The organism is Bombella dulcis (genome assembly GCF_026385505.1).
GTDB classification, from domain to species: Bacteria; Pseudomonadota; Alphaproteobacteria; order Acetobacterales; family Acetobacteraceae; genus Bombella; species Bombella dulcis.
Map to the genome: position 1 here is coordinate 187,710 of NZ_JANIDV010000003.1, position 18,172 is coordinate 205,881.

At 59.1% G+C, this 18,172-nt stretch carries 15 protein-coding genes; 7 read left to right on the plus strand and 8 right to left on the minus strand.

What is annotated here, in order from left to right; genetic code table 11:
• Positions 1-56: 56 nt before the first annotated feature.
• The 4 genes from NQF87_RS06050 to uvrA all read right to left on the minus strand — a co-directional run bounded on the left by NQF87_RS06050 (position 57) and on the right by uvrA (position 6,204).
• Positions 57-2,282, minus strand: a complete 2,226-nt coding sequence (locus NQF87_RS06050) for a TonB-dependent receptor (RefSeq protein WP_266127515.1) — start codon at positions 2,280-2,282, stop codon at positions 57-59.
• Positions 2,283-2,383: 101 nt separating this feature from the next.
• A complete protein-coding gene (locus tag NQF87_RS06055) occupies positions 2,384-2,917 on the minus strand; it encodes a DUF2946 domain-containing protein (protein ID WP_266127516.1) in 534 nt (177 codons plus the stop codon).
• A gap of 3 nt (positions 2,918-2,920) precedes the next feature.
• Positions 2,921-3,259 (minus strand): DMT family transporter, encoded by a 339-nt coding sequence (locus tag NQF87_RS06060; protein ID WP_043558985.1) that lies wholly within the window; start codon positions 3,257-3,259, stop codon positions 2,921-2,923.
• Positions 3,260-3,273: 14 nt separating this feature from the next.
• Positions 3,274-6,204 (minus strand): excinuclease ABC subunit UvrA, encoded by a 2,931-nt coding sequence (gene uvrA / locus NQF87_RS06065; RefSeq protein ID WP_266127517.1) that lies wholly within the window; start codon positions 6,202-6,204, stop codon positions 3,274-3,276.
• Positions 6,205-6,343: 139 nt separating this feature from the next.
• Here uvrA and ssb point away from each other — a divergent pair, with 139 nt between their 5' ends.
• Both ssb and NQF87_RS06075 read left to right on the plus strand, forming a co-directional pair.
• On the plus strand, positions 6,344-6,916 hold the full coding sequence (gene ssb, locus NQF87_RS06070) for a single-stranded DNA-binding protein (protein WP_266127518.1): 573 nt from the start codon (positions 6,344-6,346) through the stop codon (positions 6,914-6,916).
• Positions 6,917-6,942: 26 nt separating this feature from the next.
• Positions 6,943-7,653: a transglycosylase SLT domain-containing protein gene (locus tag NQF87_RS06075; RefSeq protein WP_266127519.1), complete on the plus strand. Its 711-nt coding sequence runs from the start codon at positions 6,943-6,945 to the stop codon at positions 7,651-7,653.
• On the opposite strand, the gene NQF87_RS06080 is transcribed toward NQF87_RS06075, so the two are convergent.
• The gene (locus NQF87_RS06080) at positions 7,654-8,436 is read right to left on the minus strand and encodes a DUF421 domain-containing protein (RefSeq protein ID WP_266127520.1); all 783 of its coding nucleotides are present in this window, start codon (positions 8,434-8,436) and stop codon (positions 7,654-7,656) included. It lies immediately after the preceding gene.
• A gap of 322 nt (positions 8,437-8,758) precedes the next feature.
• Here NQF87_RS06080 and NQF87_RS06085 point away from each other — a divergent pair, with 322 nt between their 5' ends.
• Together NQF87_RS06085 and NQF87_RS06090 are read left to right on the plus strand one after the other, a co-directional pair.
• Entirely contained in the window at positions 8,759-9,433 is a 675-nt protein-coding gene (locus tag NQF87_RS06085) for an HAD family hydrolase (RefSeq protein WP_266127605.1), read from the plus strand.
• A gap of 99 nt (positions 9,434-9,532) precedes the next feature.
• A complete protein-coding gene (locus NQF87_RS06090; RefSeq protein WP_266127521.1) occupies positions 9,533-10,996 on the plus strand; it encodes a mannitol dehydrogenase family protein in 1,464 nt (487 codons plus the stop codon).
• Positions 10,997-11,322: 326 nt separating this feature from the next.
• On the opposite strand, the gene NQF87_RS06095 is transcribed toward NQF87_RS06090, so the two are convergent.
• The 3 genes from NQF87_RS06095 to NQF87_RS06105 all read right to left on the minus strand — a co-directional run bounded on the left by NQF87_RS06095 (position 11,323) and on the right by NQF87_RS06105 (position 14,487).
• The gene (locus NQF87_RS06095) at positions 11,323-12,663 is read right to left on the minus strand and encodes an alpha/beta hydrolase (protein WP_266127522.1); all 1,341 of its coding nucleotides are present in this window, start codon (positions 12,661-12,663) and stop codon (positions 11,323-11,325) included.
• A 128-nt stretch (positions 12,664-12,791) separates the two neighbouring features.
• On the minus strand, positions 12,792-13,694 hold the full coding sequence (locus NQF87_RS06100) for a dihydrodipicolinate synthase family protein (protein ID WP_266127523.1): 903 nt from the start codon (positions 13,692-13,694) through the stop codon (positions 12,792-12,794).
• Positions 13,695-13,770: 76 nt separating this feature from the next.
• On the minus strand, positions 13,771-14,487 hold the full coding sequence (locus NQF87_RS06105) for an AraC family transcriptional regulator (protein WP_266127524.1): 717 nt from the start codon (positions 14,485-14,487) through the stop codon (positions 13,771-13,773).
• Positions 14,488-14,638: 151 nt separating this feature from the next.
• On the opposite strand from NQF87_RS06105, the gene NQF87_RS06110 reads away from it, so the two are divergent.
• From NQF87_RS06110 to NQF87_RS06120, 3 genes are all read left to right on the plus strand, one after another.
• On the plus strand, positions 14,639-15,232 hold the full coding sequence (locus NQF87_RS06110) for a TetR/AcrR family transcriptional regulator (protein WP_266127525.1): 594 nt from the start codon (positions 14,639-14,641) through the stop codon (positions 15,230-15,232).
• A gap of 224 nt (positions 15,233-15,456) precedes the next feature.
• Positions 15,457-16,617, plus strand: a complete 1,161-nt coding sequence (locus NQF87_RS06115) for an iron-containing alcohol dehydrogenase (RefSeq protein WP_266127526.1) — start codon at positions 15,457-15,459, stop codon at positions 16,615-16,617.
• A 135-nt stretch (positions 16,618-16,752) separates the two neighbouring features.
• On the plus strand, positions 16,753-18,144 hold the full coding sequence (locus NQF87_RS06120) for an NAD-dependent succinate-semialdehyde dehydrogenase (protein WP_266127527.1): 1,392 nt from the start codon (positions 16,753-16,755) through the stop codon (positions 18,142-18,144).
• Positions 18,145-18,172 lie beyond the last annotated feature (28 nt).

An 18,172-nucleotide genomic window follows, 5' to 3' on the forward strand; every position in this document is an offset into this window, starting at 1 on the left:
CCGGGCTTTGTCATAGGAAAAGGCGTCTTTCGTAATGAGGGACGCCTTTTTCGTGTTCAGAAATGCTCCCGCAGGGTCAGATTGACCGAACGGCCCACGCCCAGAACAGGGCCGGGAGGGTTGCCTGCCGTGCTGACGGCCCGCCCGCCCAGTGGCAGGGCGTAACGCTGGTTCAGCAGGTTGTCGAGGCTGACATCCAGCTGAAGATAGCGGGACCAGTGATACCCGGCTCCGAGATTGAACAGCGCATAGCCGGGTGTCCGGGGTTCGTTGCGGACCCAGTCCACCGTGTGCTTGGCCTTGACCAGCACGACCTCTGCCATGCCGTGCCACGGGCCGAAATGTTCATGCAGACGGATGGTGCCGTTAAGGGGGATCTGCTGATACAGGCCGGAATGGGTCTTGAAGTCCTGCCCCCGCACCCAGTTCAGATTGGCGGAGAGTTCCCCCGTGCCCCAGTGCGTGTTGTCCCATAACGTCGTCCGGCCGGAGGCGTTTATGCCGTAGCTCTGGGCATTATGGTTGGCGAACTGGAGCAGGCTGAAGCCCCGTGAGAGGGCATCGATGCGCACGACGTTAATGTAATTGTGCGTGTAGGTGTAGAAAGGCTGGATCATGGCCTCCCACTGGTGATCATCCGCATCATGAAAGCGGAATGTTACACTGGCGGTATTGGCAACTTCAGGCTTCAGGTTCAGATTGCCGACATAGCCATTGCCATCACCAAACCAGTTGATCATCCGGGCCGTCATGCTGTCCCGGCTCCAGCCATAGCGTTCATACAGGTTGGGGGAGCGTGTCTTGCGGGCATAGCCGCCTTCGATGTTCAGATAGGCACTGGCCCTGTAGCGCAGAAGGGCCGTGACATCGAAATTGTCATCCGTGCGTCCCCGGCGGGCACTGTTGAAGGCACGGGCCGCTGCCTGATTGGCACTGTCCATGCTCATGCCGCCCATGCCCGTCATGGACATTCCTCCCATGCCCATGTCGCTTATGGAGGACAGGCCCTGATAGGGGGAAACCGGGCCGGTATTCATCATGATGACATCACTGCGCATACCGAGTTCGGAGGAGAGGCGGGGCGTCCATTGGGCATTCCACTGGATGAAATGGCCAAGATGGTCCCGGTGGGCACCGTTCAGGCTGTGGAATGTGCCCGGCCCCATCATCATGCTGCCCATGACGGGTGGCCACCAGTCATTGAGACCATCATGACTGAAGGAGCTTCCTATCTTGAGCTGATGGCTCCGGCCAAGCGGTATTGTGGCAACGAGACTGTAACCTGCCGTCCGGCCATCGCTGTTCATGGGCATACCGGTGGTGGCACTATGGCCGCCCTTGTCGGCCAGCATGTTCATGGCATGGGTCACACGCTGCCAGTAGCCCCGGGCCTCCAGCGTGCCCCAGCTGAACGTGCCGGTATATTTGCCGTTCACGAAGGTGGAGCGGTTGTTGGTCTCATCCATATACTGGTTGGGGAAGCCCTCATAGGGCGTGTCCTGCTGGCCGAATGTCAGGCTGAAGAGGTGGTTCTTCAGTTTCAGTCCGGCCGTCACGTCATGGTTGAAGCTGAGATAGCTGCTGGAGAGAACCCGTCCCCCGCGTCCTCCGGCCGTGTAATCGCTGGCATGGGTGTAGGAGCCACTATAGCGCAGGCTGAGCATGTCATTGGCAACCGTGATGGAACCACCGGCACCGGAGCCTCCGCCATTGCTGCGCCAGTCTTCCCGCCCGTCGCCTGTCACGAGGATTTTGCCTTCCCTGGCGAATTGCGGGTCTTTCCGTTCCACGGAGATGGTGCCTCCCGTGCTGTCTCCACCAAGGCTGACAGGCGTGATCCCCGCAATGGCCACGCTGTGGGAGACTTCATCAAGGCTGATCTGGGAGAGGGCGGGATTCATGTGGTTGGGGCAGTCTGACATCAGGGGCATCCCATCCACAAAGGTGGCGACCCGGTCATCCGCCATGCCGTTGAGAACGGGCAGGCTGGCGATGCCCCCCGTCCTGTAACTGCTGAAACCCGGCACGTCACGGAACAGGGCTGCCGTATCCGCTGCCTGCGTGACGGGTCGCCGGGTGGCCGTGACGCTGATCTGTTCGACAGGAGGCGTGCTGGTGGATAGGGTCGTCGCTGTCTGTCTGATGGGAGAAAAGTGCTGCGGGGCTGCCGGTAAAGGGGATGAAGGCGCGTCGGGCAGCGGTGCCGTCTGGGCGGCGGCAGGAAGGGTTACGCTGCCCAGAAGAAGACTGGTGAGGGCGGAAAAAGATGACAGGCGGCGCATGGGGCCTCCGCCTGTGTAACAGGGGAAAATAGACAAAACTCATCCATTCTGAAGCAAGCATACGGAAAGGCCGATGCGCAGCCTTCTTCAGGCTGGATCGGTCAGGTCAGTGCGTGATTCAGGATGAATGGGGGTGGCCCACGGCTGGGGGGGCGTTGTCGGGCTGGTTCCGGCGGAGCCTGTGCAGGGTGAGCGGCCTGCCAGACCTGCCGGGAAAGGCGGGTGCAGCTGAGCAGTACGGCAAGGACCATCAGGGCCAGCAGGACATGGTCCAGCAGGGGGCAGAGTGGGCAGTCCAGCCCGTGACGATGATGCCCGCCAGAATGATGGTGACTTTGCACCTGATGATGGGAAGGCTCCGGCAGGCAGTGTGCTGGCTGGTCGTCCTGCATCATGCGGGCATGGTCCATGTCGGGCATGGCGGATGCAGGCTGTGCAACGGCCGTGGGAGCAATATCAATGCCCGTCAGGCGCAGGATGGCGGTCCGGGGGCTTTCATCTGGCAGGGTGGAGGCCGTGAGAAGAAGCTGTGCCCCGAAGCCCAGCAGCATGACCAGTCCCATGAGGAGGCGTAACGGACGCCAGCGCAGCAGGGCAGAGAGGGTCATCAGGCTGTGGGTGGGGGCGGCAGTCATGCTTCAGTGACGGACCCCGCCGGAGAGACAGGCCAGCAATGTTCCCAGCATGATCAGCCCGACTCCCAGATAGGCCGTCAGGCTGAGGGGCTGGCGGAAGATGGTCACGCCGATGAGGACGATGCAGACGATCCCCACTCCGCACCAGACGGCATAGGCAATCCCGAGAGGGACGCATTTCAGGGCCTGCGCCAGACAGAAGAAGGCGGCTCCATAGAGCAGGAGCGAGCCGATTGTGGGCAGGGGCCTGCGGAACCCGTTGGAGATGTTCAGCAGGCTTGTTGCCAGAACCTCCAGAAGGATGGCCCCGAACAGGAAGAGCCAGGCAAGAAAAGGCGTCATGGCCGTGTTCTATATCAGGCTTTCCTTTTTTTGCCACTTTTTCGGACAGGTCCGTCCGGTGTCTGGCTGGGGGTGGAGCGACCGGCGGCCAGCATGGGGGCGAGGAACTGCCCGGTATGGCTCTCCTTGCAGGCAGCAATGTCTTCCGGCGTGCCGGTGGCGACAACCTGCCCCCCGCCTGCACCGCCTTCCGGCCCGATGTCGATCACCCAGTCCGCCGTCTTGATGAGATCAAGATTATGCTCGATGACCAGCACTGTGTTGCCTTGCTCAACCAGAGCGTGAAGAACATTCAGAAGCTTGTGAACGTCTTCGGTGTGCAGCCCGGTTGTGGGTTCATCAAGCACATAGAGGGTCCGACCTGTGGCACGGCGGGCGAGTTCCTTGGCGAGCTTCACACGCTGGGCCTCACCACCGGAGAGGGTGGTGGCCTGTTGGCCAAGGGCCACATAGCCCAGCCCCACCTGCTGGAGAATGGAGAGACGGTCTGCAATGCGGGGCACGGCACTGAAGAACGGCACGGCCTCATCCACTGTCATGGCCAGAACATCCGCAATGGACTTGCCCTTGAACTTGATCTCCAGCGTTTCCCGGTTGTAGCGGGCACCCTTGCAGGTATCGCAGGTGACGAACACATCCGGCAGGAAGTGCATCTCGATCTTCAGTACACCGTCACCCTGACAGGCTTCGCAGCGTCCCCCCTTGACGTTGAAGGAGAAACGCCCCGGCTTGTAGCCCCGTGCTTTGGCCTCCGGCAGTTCGGCAAACCAGTCTCGGATGGGAGCAAAGAGGTCCGTATAGGTGGCGGGGTTGGAGCGGGGCGTCCGCCCGATGGGGGACTGGTCGATCTCGATGATCTTGTCGAGCTGCTCGGTGCCTTCCAGTCGTCCGTAAGGGAGAGGAACGGCAGCAGATTTCATGATCTGCCGGGCCAGCCCCTTATAGAAGGTATCGGTAATCAGTGTGGACTTTCCGCTGCCGGACACCCCTGTGATGGCAATGAAGGTGCCAAGCGGAAATTTCACGCTGACATTCTTGAGGTTGTTCCCCTTGGCTCCGTGGATGCTCACCCAGCGTTTGCTTTTGCGGCGTGTGGCGGGGACGGGGATGCCCCGGCGGCCTGCCAGCCATGCGCCGGTCAGACTGTCGGGATTCCGGGCGACTTCCTCCGGTGTGCCACAGGCGATGACATGGCCGCCCTGTGTTCCGGCTCCCGGCCCCATATCTATGAGATAGTCCGCCTGCCGGATGGCATCTTCATCATGTTCCACGACAAGGACGGTATTGCCGAGATTCCGCAGTCTCTCCAGCATGGTGAGCAGGCGGGCATTGTCCCGCTGGTGCAGCCCGATGGAGGGTTCATCCAGCACATAGAGAACGCCTGTCAGGCCGGAGCCGATCTGCGAGGCCAGCCGGATACGCTGGCTCTCCCCGCCGGAGAGAGTGCCGGAGCTGCGGGAGAGGGTGAGATAATCCAGCCCTACACGGTCGAGAAAGTGCAGCCGCTCGGTGATTTCCTTGAGGATGCGGCGGGCGATCTCGGCCCGCTGGGGTGTCAGGCTGGCCTCCACGGTGCTGAACCATGAGAGGGCGTCGCTGATGGTCAGTTCCGAGGCTTCGGCAATGTTGCTGTCATTGACCTTCACGCAGAGGGCTTCCGGCCGCAGGCGGGCACCGTGACAGGCGGGGCAGGGCATGGCGGACTGATACCGGCCCAGAGCCTCCCGGACATGGACGCTGCTGCTCTGTGCCAGACGGCGTTGCAGATGGCTGATGATACCCTCAAAGGGCCGGTTGATGGTGTAGGTCTTTCCCTTGCCATCCTGATAGGGGATGCTGACAGGCTCGGCAGCACCGTTCAGGAGGAACTGGCGGGAGCTGTCCCTCAGTTTATTCCAGGGCGTGTCCAGTGTTTCTCCGTAATGGCGGGCCAGGGCGGCGAGGGTCTGGTCGAAGAGCGGGTCCTGTTCATTCCGCCACGGGGCAATGGCCCCTTCCCGCAGGGTCAGGCTGTCATCGGGAATGATGAGGTTGGGGTCGAAATGTGTTTCTGTGCCCAGCCCGTCACAGGTCGGGCAGGCCCCCATCGGGGCATTGAAGGAGAACAGGCGGGGTTCCACACTTTCCAGCATGAAGCCGGATTCCGGGCAGGAATAGCGGGAGGAGAAAGAGGCTTTCAGCGGCTCACGCTCTTCCCCGTTGCGGAGGACTTCCTCGACAGAGGCCAGACCGTCCGAGAGTTCCAGAGCGGTTTCAAAACTGTCAGCCAGTCGGGTTTCCACACCCTCTTTCAGCACGACACGGTCCACCACGACATCCACATTATGGCGTGTCTTGCGGTTCAGTTTCGGGGCTTCGCTGATCTCGTAGAGCGTGCCATCAATCCGCACGCGGGCGAAGCCACGGCGGGTCAACTCGGCCAGTTCTTTTGCACAGTCGCCCTTGCGGTCCCGCACGACCGGGGCCAGCAGCATGAGCCGTGTGCCAGTGGGCATGGCCATGACACGGTCCACCATCTGGCTGATGCTCTGGGCTTCGATGGGCAGGCCGGTGGCAGGGGAGTAGGGAACGCCCGCCCGTGCCCAGAGCAGACGCATATAGTCGTGAATTTCGGTGATCGTGCCGACGGTGGAGCGTGGATTACGGGAGGTAGTTTTCTGCTCGATGGAAATGGCTGGGGAGAGGCCTTCAATGGAATCCACGTCCGGCTTGCCCATCAGCTCCAGAAACTGGCGGGCATAGGCGGAGAGGCTTTCGACATAGCGCCGCTGCCCTTCGGCATAGATGGTGTCGAAGGCGAGGGAGGACTTGCCGGAACCGGAAAGTCCCGTCAGCACGGTCAGCCTGTCCCGTGGAATGGTGACATTGACGTTCTGTAGATTATGCGTGCGGGCACCACGGACGATGATGTGGCTTGTACTGGCGGGAGGGGCTGTATCTGTCACGCTATGTCCTCAATTAAGGCCTTGCTGGCAGCGATGGATGCATGGGCGACCCATCTGTGCAATATAGGCAATATGGGTGCACGGTGCCAGAATCGAACCGTGACAGTGAAAAGTTCTTGAGAGAAGTGGAAGAAGACATATGGCAGGAAGCGTAAACAAGGTCATTCTGGTGGGGAATCTCGGGCGTGACCCGGAGGTCCGCAACACCCAGTCCGGCAGCAAGATCGTCAATCTGGCCATCGCCACGAGCGACACATGGAATGACCGTAACACGGGTGAACGGCGGGACCGTACGGAATGGCACCGTGTCGTCATCTTCAACGAGCGTGTCGGCGAGGTGGCGGAACGCTATCTGCGCAAGGGCCGTAAGGTCTACATCGAGGGCGAACTGCGGACCCGCAAATGGACGGACCAGCAGGGCGTGGAAAAATACACGACCGAGGTGGTGATTGACCGCTTCCGTGGCAATCTGGTGCTGCTGGACAGTCAGCGCAGCGGCGGTGATGGCGGCTTCGGCGATGAAGGCTATGACGGCGGTTATGGTGATGGCGGAAGCAGCTGGGGGGACAACAAGTCCGCTCCTGCGGGGCGTGGTGGTCCGGGTGGAAACCGCAGCCAGCCGGGCGGCAGCTTTGGTGGTAGCTCCGGTTCCGGCTGGGACAGCTCGTCCGGCCACGGTGATCAGGGGCTGGATGACGAGATTCCTTTCTGAACCGTACTCCTGAGGTGAATGGCCCGGTGGCGGAGACCATCGGGCCACGAGGAAGAGACGGCCAGAAGACGGGAACATTGGGGATGAATGGAGCAGGCAACAGGCGGGCCGTGAGAGGCCGTGTGCAGGCTGGTGTGTTACTGGTACTGGTCGGGGGCGTGATGGCTGGCTGTGCAACGGCACCGCCCCGGAACCCCAACAATCTCTGTTCCATTTTTGAGGAAAAGCGGAGCTGGTACCACACCGCCATGAGGCAGGAGGCGAAATGGCACATTCCTGCTTCTGTCCCCATGGCCATCATGAATCAGGAATCCAGCTTCAGGGCCAATGCACGGACCAGACGGACCTATATCCTCTGGATCATCCCGTGGGGGCACATCAGCACGGCCTATGGCTATGCGCAGGCCAAGGATGAAATCTGGCATGATTACCAGCGGCAGACCGGTGCCGGTGGCAGCCGGACGGACTATGCCGATGCCCTCAATTTCATGAACTGGTATATTACCAACAGTCACAAGGTGGACCGCATCGCCCTGACGGATGCGACAAGGCAGTATCTGGCCTATCACGAGGGCTGGGCCGGCTATCGCCGCCGGACTTATGCTTCAAAGGGCTGGCTGGTAACGGTGGCCCACAAGGTAGGCCACCGTGCCCAGCAGTACCAGCGGCAATATGATGCCTGTAAGGACAGGCTCAAGGGCGGCTGGTGGGAGAACTTTCTGGACTGGCTGTTCTGATCAGCTGTCCTTTTTGGGGCTGGTCAGGCCATTGGCCAAGGCTGCTGCTGCGCCGGGGCTGTGCGGGGCCTTCGTGGGGGCACCGTCCCGGCCATCATGTCGTGTGTGCGGGATGACATTCCCATCCATGAGGACGTAACGGAACTGGCCATCCTTGATTTCGGCCAGGAAGATGTCTTCCAGCTTTTCGATGTTCCGTTTCTTCATGTCTTCCATGAAGTCTTCTTCGGAGAGACCGGCATCTTCAAGATCATTGGCCCGGATGACGCCATCATAATAGATGATGAGCGCAGGGAGCTTCTTCCTGTCCGTAATGGCAGTAATGGCACCGCTCGGCTCGACCTGGGCAAAGTAGACATCATCGAATGAATAGATGCCCTGGATGTTGAGCTGGGAAGCGATATTGAGCATGTCGATCTTGTTGTTCTTGTCGCGGATGTTTTCCATGAGGAAACGGCCATCCTTGATGATCGGAATCTGCCTGCCGATCGTCACGTTTCTGAACATGTTGATCTTTCTGCAGAAACGTGTCAGGGCTAGGAGGATACCAACCCCGATGAGCAGGGCGATGACATATTCATGGAAGGATATGTTCGTCGTATAGAGGACACCGCCAACGAGTCCACCAAGGATGAAGTTGCCGACGAGGTCGATGGCATTCATCTGGGAGACCTGGCTGCGCCCGGAAACGTTGAGATAGGCGATGATGATGGCGAAGCCGGTGACGAGCTTCAGAAACATCCAGATGTTGAGCGTCAGATTCGGGAAAAGCTGGTGAATCATTACGGGAACCTTGTGATGAAGAATGCACAGGAGTCCCCCCTTATGGAGAACTCCTACTACGGTATATAGCATATGGGATGTGTGCGTCATTTTTGTATATGAGAGCAACCTCTATGTTATTAGTAGCATAAGGGGCATTAACTGTTTTTCAAGGTGTTGCGATCTTTTTCCTGCCTGTTACTCTTGAATGCAGAGAACAGGCGTCGAGAGTTTCAGAGACCGAATCAGGTAAGGCAAATAAGGAGCGTTCATGAGCAAGCATACGAATTTTCCGATTCCCGATCAGGCCCCTGCTGCCGTGCTGCCCACGGGGCGTCTTGAGATGATCATTTTTGACTGTGATGGCGTGCTGGTGGGGGGAGAGCATCTCTCCACGGCTCTGATGTCCGAGGATGCCCGCAATCACGGCTGGGACATCAGCGATGAGGAAGGCAACAAACTCTTCGGTGGTGGTGAGCTGGCCAAGATTGGCGAGATGATTGCCGAGAAGACCGGCGACAAGCTGCCGGACGACTGGGACATGATCATGCAGGACCGCATCGTGGACATGATGCGGAAGAAGGCGAAGGAAGTGCCCGGTGCTACGAAGATGCTGCGGGATATCGTCAATGAGATCCGCCTGCCGATCCGTGTCGGGTCCAACTCCTCCGAGGCGGAGATGGAAGCCAAGTTCTCCAGCACGGGTCTGGACAAGATCCTGAAGGAAGAGCGCATCCATTCCGGCCGTGACCTGAACATGCCCAAGCCCCGCCCGGACATCTACCTCTATGGTGCCCGGAAAGAGGGGATTGATCCTGCCCACTGTCTGGTGCTGGAAGATTCTGATGCGGGCGTCGAGGCAGCCCATCGGGCTGGCATGGCCTGCGTGCTGCTGCGTGATTTCGACAAGCCTGCCCCGTCATGGCCGGGCCTGCTGCGCATCGCCCATCTCGACGAGTTCGTGCCGCTGCTGAAGAAGATCATCGCTGCACAGGAAGAGTACCACAACAAGGGCTGAGAACAGGCCTGCCCTGCATGGCCGGTACCCGCCCAGCCTCTGCTGGAGCGGACCGGTCGTGGTGCCTGTTTCGTTCATTGAGCCTGCTGGAGACATGTTATGCTGACATATGATGGTCTGAAATCTCTGCCCGAGAATGTGGCCGGTCCTACCTACGACGTGCGCAAGGTGACATCGGGCATCGTGCATTTCGGTGTGGGTAATTTCTTCCGTGCCCATCTGGGCTATTACGTGGACCGTGTCCTGGCTCTGCCCGATCATGAGGGCTGGGGCATTACCGGGGTTGGCCTGCGTTCCGGCGGGAATTCCGACAGGAAGGCGGAGGAGTTTCAGGCACAGGAGGGGCTGTACTCCCTGACGGAGATTGCTGCTGACGGCAAGGCAGGCATCCGTGTCATGGGGTGCATGAAGGCCTATCTTCAGGCTCCTGATGAGCCGGAAAAGGTGCTCGCCCTTCTGGCGGACAAGAGCACGAAGATTGTCTCCATGACCATCACGGAAGGTGGGTACAACATTGATGAGACAACCGGGGAATTCCGCACGTCTCTTCCCGCCGTGCAGGAGGACCTTGCCAACCCGAAGAATCCCGGGACCATTTTCGGCTTTGTGGTCGAGGGGCTGCGCCGTCGCCGTGAGGCAGGGCATGGCGGCCTGACCATCATGTCCTGTGACAATCTGCGCCATAATGGTGACGTGTCCCGCAAGGCTTTTGTCGGCTATGCCCGTGCCGTGGACGCTGATCTGGCGGCATGGATTGAACAGAATGTGACGTTCCCCAATGCAATGGTGGACCGCATCACGCCGTCCGTATCGTCAGAGGGGAAAGCAAAGCTGAATGAACGGAGCGGGCTGGATGATCTTCAGCCCCTTCTGGCTGAGGATTTCATCCAGTGGGTGATTGAGGACAGGTTTGCAGCGGGCCGGCCGGCTTTTGAGAAAGTGGGCGTGCAGTTCACCGATCAGGTGAGTGCTTATGAACATGCCAAGATACGGATGCTCAACTCCAGCCATCTCATTCTCAGTGCTGCGGGCATGCTGCTGAATCTTGCGCTTGTGGATGAGGTTCTGGCAGAGCCACGTGTGCATAAGTTTGTGGATTCCGTTCTGGAAAAGGATGTGATCCCGACCCTCAAGGCTCCGCCGGGGGTGGACCTGCATAAGTACAAGGCAACCCTGCTGACCCGTTTCTCCAACGCTGCCATGGCGGATCAGGTGGCCCGTATTGCGTCTGATGCGACATCCAAGGCTCAGGTGTTCTGGACGGAAACGGTCCGCTCCGTGCTGGAGAGTGGCCGTGACCGGACCCGCATCGTGTACTGCCTGGCCCTGCTGCTGGAGCTGCTGCGTGGCGTGGACGAAAAGGGCGAAAAAATCACGCTGAGTGAGCCATTCCTCACAGAAGAGCAGCTGAAGGTTGCGGCTTCTGATGATCTCAGGAAATCCATCAGTCTGCCCGCTTTTGACAGCTGGCGTGACCTGCTGACACCGGAGATTGAGCAGGAGATTGCCCGCAACCGTGAACTGATCCGCAAGGAAGGCGTGCTGGCCAGCCTGCCGGTGTGATGGTGCCGGAAAAATGAGTTCGTGCTGACTGCACTGGAAAGGGGAGGCTCTGGCCTCCCCTTTTTCATGTCTGTGGTCATTTTTGTGGATAAGTTCATTGTCTGGTGTGTGAGGCTCCTCATGAGAGATGTGTTTCTCTTCTGAATGAATTGTGAAAAGGGTTGCGCAAAAATGGATGTTAAATTTATATTTAAGTTGGTACGTTCTTTGACAGTAAAAAAAGAATTATATTACATAGGTTATGGGAAGTCTGTTCCCCGCCTACGCGGGGATGAGTCATATAAGTTCGCTTCCTGCCCAGACCTCTGCTGTGTCCTGTTCACTGATCATGGTCTGTCGTGAGTTCCCCAGAGCCATTCCAGAGCCTCAGGGAGGGTCTGCTCTATGGTCGGGCCATCGACGTGCTGGGCGTTGCGGGAAAAGACGAACTGGTAGTCATAGCCTTTTCCGCCAAGTACACGGGCCAGATTTTCGCCAGCCAGCACCCAGTCATGCATTCCATCCGGCATGGGGCGTACAGGGTAGAAGAGGTCTTGGTCGCCCACTTCGTACCAGATGTGCAGTGGTGCCCGTGGTGCAGCGGGGATGAGGGCTGCTCCGGGCTGGGGCGGTACGGCGTGCGGTGTGCCCGCCCAGGGAGAATGTAGCTGCCAGCCACCACCGGGCAGGGCCGGGTCATGTGGCCATTGCTGATTGACCAGAGAGGGTGAGTAGGCCAGTACCCGGTGATAGAGATTCGGCCGGAACCATGCCATTGCAAAGGCCGCCGCTCCGCTGGAGCTGAACCCCATGGTGGCCCGTTCTTCCGGGTCGTGGGAGAGGGTGACGCTGGCTTTCTGCTCCACGAGGGGCAGAATATGGGTTTCCACCCAGTCCGCATAAGCACCGGACATGGTGTCATATTCCCGCCCCCGCTCGCTGCCCTGGGCATCACCACCGTCCGAACCCACACCAATGACGATCATGGGCGGAATGCGATGGTCCTTCACCAGCCTGTCGACCAGAGCGAACAGGTCCCTGCCCGGATAGATGCCGTCATTGCCCCCGTCACCGAAGATCAGGAAGGGCAGGGGATGGTCAGCAGGGACATTGGGAGGAACATAGACATCCACCGTGCGGATCCACGGGGCGGGGTGCGCACCGGGTACGTTCAGGATGGAAGGATCGCCCGGCTGACTGGTGGAGACGTTCCTCATGCCTATGGCGCAGGGTTCCGGTTCATCCCGGATGGTCCCGGGACTGTAGCCGCTGGTGGAGGAGGATGTCAGCGTGAAGCTGATGAGCCGTCCCCGTGCAGGCTGTATGGTCTGCCATTCGGCGGGCAGGGTGTGGGTCGGGCCAAGAATGTAATTGCCCGTCCTGTCTGCTGGTGGGAGCGTTGCATCCGGCAGGTCAGTGGCCTGCGGGTAGAGCGGATTGTGAGGGTCATGCACGGGCATGGCACCGGTTCCGTTCTGAAGCCCGGATGTATCAATAAAGAATGGTTTCCGCGGGTCTGCCGTGTTGGGCTGTGGCGGCTGGAGGGCTTCCAGTGGTTTGCAGTCGGCAGAGGCCGCCTGCGCCTGGCAGGGAGCAGGACTTCCGAGGGACAGCATCAGGGCACTGGCAGAAAGGCCGTGCTTCCAGAAGCGGAACATCTGATGGCGGAGGAGAGAATCTGCAAACATGAAGCCGTCACGGAAAAAGGAAAAAGACCGTCTCCCCCGACGCTACCATAATTCAGCTCATGGAAAAGCCATAGTTTTCCGGGTGTGGCAGGTTCCATGCTGTCGGGCGGAACCTGCCACGGACGGGATCAGCCCGGCTGATGGGCTTTGATCAGGGAAGCAAGCTTTTCTGCATCCTGTGCAAAAACACTCTGAAGTGGACAGGGCAGCGCATGGGCACCAGCCAGCCCCATGATCTCCGCTGCCGAGGCGATGACACGCAGGGAGCCACCATAACGGGCACTCATCTCCCAGAAGGGCGTGAAGAGAGCGTTGATGCGGGCTACCTCGTCCTTCTGTCCGGCCAGAGCAGCATCCGTCAGCTGGCGTGCCAGACGGGGGAACAGGCCACCCCATTCAGAATACCAGATGCGGGCACCCTGCATCAGAGCATTGCCAGCAGTCGGGTCACCGCTGATGCCGGGAGAGATGCTTTCAGGCAGGGCAGGCAGCAGGCGTTTCATCCGGGCGGAGGCGTCTTCTGCCGTGGGGGAGCCGCTGGGGAGCTTGATGGAGCGGACATGCTTCAGCTCACAGATGCGCTGCATCAGGGCATCCGAGAAATGGAACTGCGTCGTGCCGGGTGTGTCATAAACCACCAGCGGCACGGAGACGTGCCTGTTGACGGTTTCATACAGCGTGAAGACTTCCTCGTCCCGCAGGGGGAAGTAGCTCATGGGGGGCAGCAGCAGAGCCTTGACGCCTGCTTTCTGGGCGTCTTCAGCCAGCAGTAGCGTGTCCCGCAGATTGATGGCCCCGATGCTGACGAGGACCGGCGTCGTGCCAGCCTCTTTGACAGCCAGACGGGCGATTTTCTCCCGTTCACCCCGTGTCAGGAAGGCATAGCTGCCGGTGGAGCCGAGGGCACCGATGGAATCCACCTTTGCGTCCACCAGCCGGGAGATCAGCGTGGCGAAGCGGGCTTCATCGGGAGCGTCCTGATGCATGGGAGTGATGGGGAAGGCACTCAGCCCTGTGAAGGAAAATGTCATGGAATCTGTCCTTTCCGTTTAAGGTCTGGACATCATGGCGGGAAGGCAGGCGTGCCGTATAGAAGGAATGTGACCGTTAGGGCTTTTCATAGGGAATGGGGCCTTCCCGGTAGCGGCCCGGTGTCGTGCCGAATGTCCGGCGGAAGAGGCGGCCCATGTGGCTCTGGTCGGCAAAGCCTGCATCCATGGCGGCCTGAAGGCTGCTGATGCCGGAGCGCAGCTGTGCCTTGGCATGGTTGAGCTGCTGGAGCAGGCGGAAGGCCTGCGGTGCCAGCCCGTAATGACGCTGGAAGCGGCGGGAATAGGCTTCCCGGCTCATCTTCGCCTGACGGGCGAGAGTCTGGATGGATTCCATGAAAGGACCATCCTGCATGGGCAGGGGAAGAGCGGGTGGTGAAGCGAAATGGATGTGTGAGGGCTGTTCACGTTCACCCAGATAATGCCTGATGAGGCCGGCACAGTCGGCCCGCTCCGTATAGAGGCCGGGCGTGAGATAGAGATTCAGGCCAAGTGTCTGCCCGACATGGGCCGGGTCGTCATCCTGCGAGAGGTGGGGCGTGCCTGCAGGAATGAACAGGGCCTGCCCTGCCGTGAGGCGGATGGACCGACCGGCAATGAGAAAATGACGGCAGCCTGACAGCAGGAAGGCGAGCTGGTCCTCCTGATGGAAATGCAGCGGCAGGGCGAGTGTCGTGCCCTGGGCCATGCTCATTTCTTTCACGTCGGGATGGCTGGCACGCCAGTAATGCCACGGTGGTCCGGACGGAAGCAGGGAGGAAGACGAAAGAAGCATGGTGTCATTTCAAGGCATGTCGGGTCCCGAAGGGTGTCAGAATAATCTGTCTGGCGTGATGCCGTCCACCGGGTGGATAAGGGTGCAAAAATAGAATGACCGGTCTATTTGTAAAATGGACAGGATGGAACCTTTCTGTTACAAAGGCAGCATGACAGTCGCAGAGAAACATGTGCAGGCCCGTCGGCGCATTCTGGAGTCCGCCCGTCCCCTGATCGGGGTGAGGGGGTTTTCTGCCGTGGGGCTGAGCCAGATTCTGGAGGCCGCCAATATCCCCAAAGGCTCGTTCTACCATTATTTTGAGTCGAAGGAGCATTTCGGGGCGGCCCTGCTGGAACTCTATAACGAGCAGTACATGGAGAAGCTTGATGCCCTCATTGCCCAGACGGGCAGAACGGGGCTCGAGAAGCTGTCTCTCTACTGTCAGTGCTGGGTGGATGCCCAGCAGAATGGGTGTCTGAGCGAGAAGTGCCTTGTCGTCAAGCTGGCGGCCGAGGTGTCTGATCTTTCCGAAAAGATGCGTCTGATTCTTGAGGAAGGAACGACCGGGATCGTGGACCGTCTGGCCCGCATCATTGAGGAAGGCCAGAAGGACGGGTCCATTACGAAAGGGCTGCCCGCCCGGCAGATGGCCTCCGTGGTCTATCAGACATGGCTTGGGGCGACCCTTCTGGTGAAGGTGACGCATCAGCCTGCACCGTTTGAAGAGGCTTTTGCGGCAACAAGGCAGCTTGTGGCCGCCTGAAATTCCCGGAATTCTGTCATTTCTGGAAGGGGTACATGTTTTTTTTGAGAAGGCCCTTTCATTTATGAGATGACCGGTCTATTTTTAAGCTGTTCCCGATGAAGATGAAGGGCCGAGTCCATGAGACGGTCCGGTCACGAGGGAAGAGAGTTTACAGGCGGCGTCAGTTTATAGATGACCAGTCTATTATTCGACGTGGCCTTCAGAGTGGAAGAGAGGATGTTATGGATAATTTTGAATTCTATAACCCGACAAAAATTCTCTTTGGCAAAGGGATGATTGCCAGGCTGGATGAGCAGCTGGACCGGCAGGCACGGGTTCTCATCCTCTATGGCGGGGCCAGTGCAGAGAAGAGCGGCACGCTCGGCGAGGTCCGCAAGGCTCTCGGGAGCCGTCACTTCTGTGAGTTCGGTGGCATTGAGGCCAATCCGGCCTATGAGACCCTCATGAAGGCCGTTGATGTCGCCCGTACGGAGAAGGTGGACTTCCTTCTGGCCGTGGGTGGTGGTTCCGTCATGGATGGCACGAAATTCGTGGCCGCTGCCGTGCCCTATCAGGGTGAGCCGTGGGACATCCTGCTGAAGCAGGGTGAAACGGTCAGGGAGGCCCTGCCGCTTGGTACGGTCGTGACCCTGCCAGCCACCGGGTCGGAAATGAACAACATTGCCGTGATCTCCCGCAAGGAGACAGGCGACAAGCTGGCTTTCTCAAGCCCGCATGTTTTCCCGACTTTCTCCATTCTGGACCCGACACGCACCTTCAGCCTTCCGGCCCGTCAGGTGGCCAATGGCGTGGCGGATTCCTTCGTGCATGTGATGGAAGCGTATATGACCCTGCCGCAGGATGCGATGGTGCAGGACCGTTACGCAGAAGGGCTGCTGCTCAGCCTGCATGACATTGCGGAACGTATCACCAGGGCACCTGCTGATGATTATGACCTGCGGGCCAATCTGATGTGGGTGGCGACACAGGCCCTGAATGGCCTGATCGGTGCCGGTGTGAAGCAGGACTGGGCGACCCATGCCATCGGCCATGAGCTGACGGCAAAATATGGGATCGACCATGCCCGTACGCTGGCCATCGTCTTCCCGGCCATGCTGAAGGAACGCCGGGAGCAGAAGCGGGCCAAGCTGCTGCAATATGCCACCCGTGTTCTGGGGCTGACTGAAGGAACGGAGGATGAGCGCATTGATGCCGCCATCACCCGTATCGAAGCCTTCTTCACGGGACTGGATATTCCTGTCCGTCTGTCCGCTTATGAGGTTGACCGTACCGGCATTGATCCCATCATAGCCCAGCTTGAAGCTCATGACATGACAGCTCTCGGTGAGGCGCAGGAGATTACGCCAGAAATCAGTCGCAAGGTTCTGGAAAGAGCTCTGTAAGTTCCCATATGTAATTGGGGTGGTGCACGGGCAGTCCGTTTACCACCCTGAAGCAGCCTCGGGCAGGAGTGTGTTCCAGCTGCCCGTGTCACGAGGTTCCACCAGAGAGCGGGACCGAGAGGAGTGAGGTATTTTATGGCCTACGCCACGACCAATCCTTATACAAATGAAGTTATCAAGACATTTCCTGAGGCAACTGATCAGGAAGTGCAGGCTGCTCTGACCCATGGTCACAAGGCCTATGAAGCATGGCGGGAAACCAGCTTTGCTGAACGTGCCAAGCTCATGAAGAACATCGGTGCCCTGCTGCGTCGGGATGCTGATAAGCTGGCCCGTCTGGCTGCTCTAGAAATGGGCAAGGTGCTGGCCGAAGGTAAGGCCGAGGTCATCCTTTCTGCTGAAATCTGCGAATATTACGCCGAACATGCAGAAGAGCTTCTGAAACCGGAGAAACTGAAGGTAGCCAATCCTTCTGAGGGGCGCCCCACTCTGGTGCATGAGCCGCAGGGGATCGTGCTGGCTATCGAGCCGTGGAACTTCCCTTATTATCAGGTGATCCGCATTGCGGCTCCGCAGATTTCTGCTGGTAATGCCGTTATTCTCAAACATGCTGGCAACCTGCCGCAGTGTGCTGCTGCCTGTCAGGCATTGATTGAGGAAGCTGGTGCGCCGAAAGGTCTGTTCCAGAATCTCTATCTGGCCCGCCATCACACGGAAGTGGTGCTGAATGATCCCCGTACCTGTGGCGTGGCCCTGACGGGTTCGGAAGGGGCTGGTTCCGTCGTGGCTGGCATCGCAGGCAAGGCCCTGAAGAAAGCCACTATGGAGCTTGGTGGCAGTGATGCCTTCATCGTGCTGGATGATGCCGACCTTGAGAAGACCGTCAAATGGGCCGTATTTGGCCGCCATTGGAATGCCGGTCAGGTTTGCGTGTCTGCCAAGCGCATCATCGTGGTGGACAGCCTCTATGACCGTTTCGTGGAGCTGTACAAGAAAGGCATCGCTGAGCTGAAGGCTGGTGATCCGCTGGACCCCAACACCAATTTTGCGCCGCTTTCCTCCCAGAAGGCAGCAGATGATCTGCGTGCTCAGGTGGAAGAGGCCAAGAAGCACGGTGCAAAGGTGGAGACCATTCCTGTGCCCGTTCCCAATCAGGGGGCTTTTTTCCAGCCGATGATCATGACAGGGCTGGACGGGAAGAACGAAGCCCGTCACTGGGAGTTCTTTGGTCCGGTCACGCAGCTTTATCGTGCGAAGGACGAGGCTGATGCCATTCGCATCGCCAATGATTCCCCTTATGGGTTGGGTGGGTCTGTCTTCACGAAGGACGAAGTCCGTGGCGCCCGTGTGGCAGCGAAAATCCGTACAGGTATGGTATTTATTAATCATCCGACCGGCACTAAGGCTGATTTGCCCTTCGGTGGTATTGCCCGCTCCGGGTATGGACGGGAATTGATGGGGCTTGGCATCAAGGAGTTTGTGAACCACAAGCTCATTAATATCGTGGATATTGACGCTCCATTCTGAGAAATGGCTAGGTTTGTATTTCCGACCT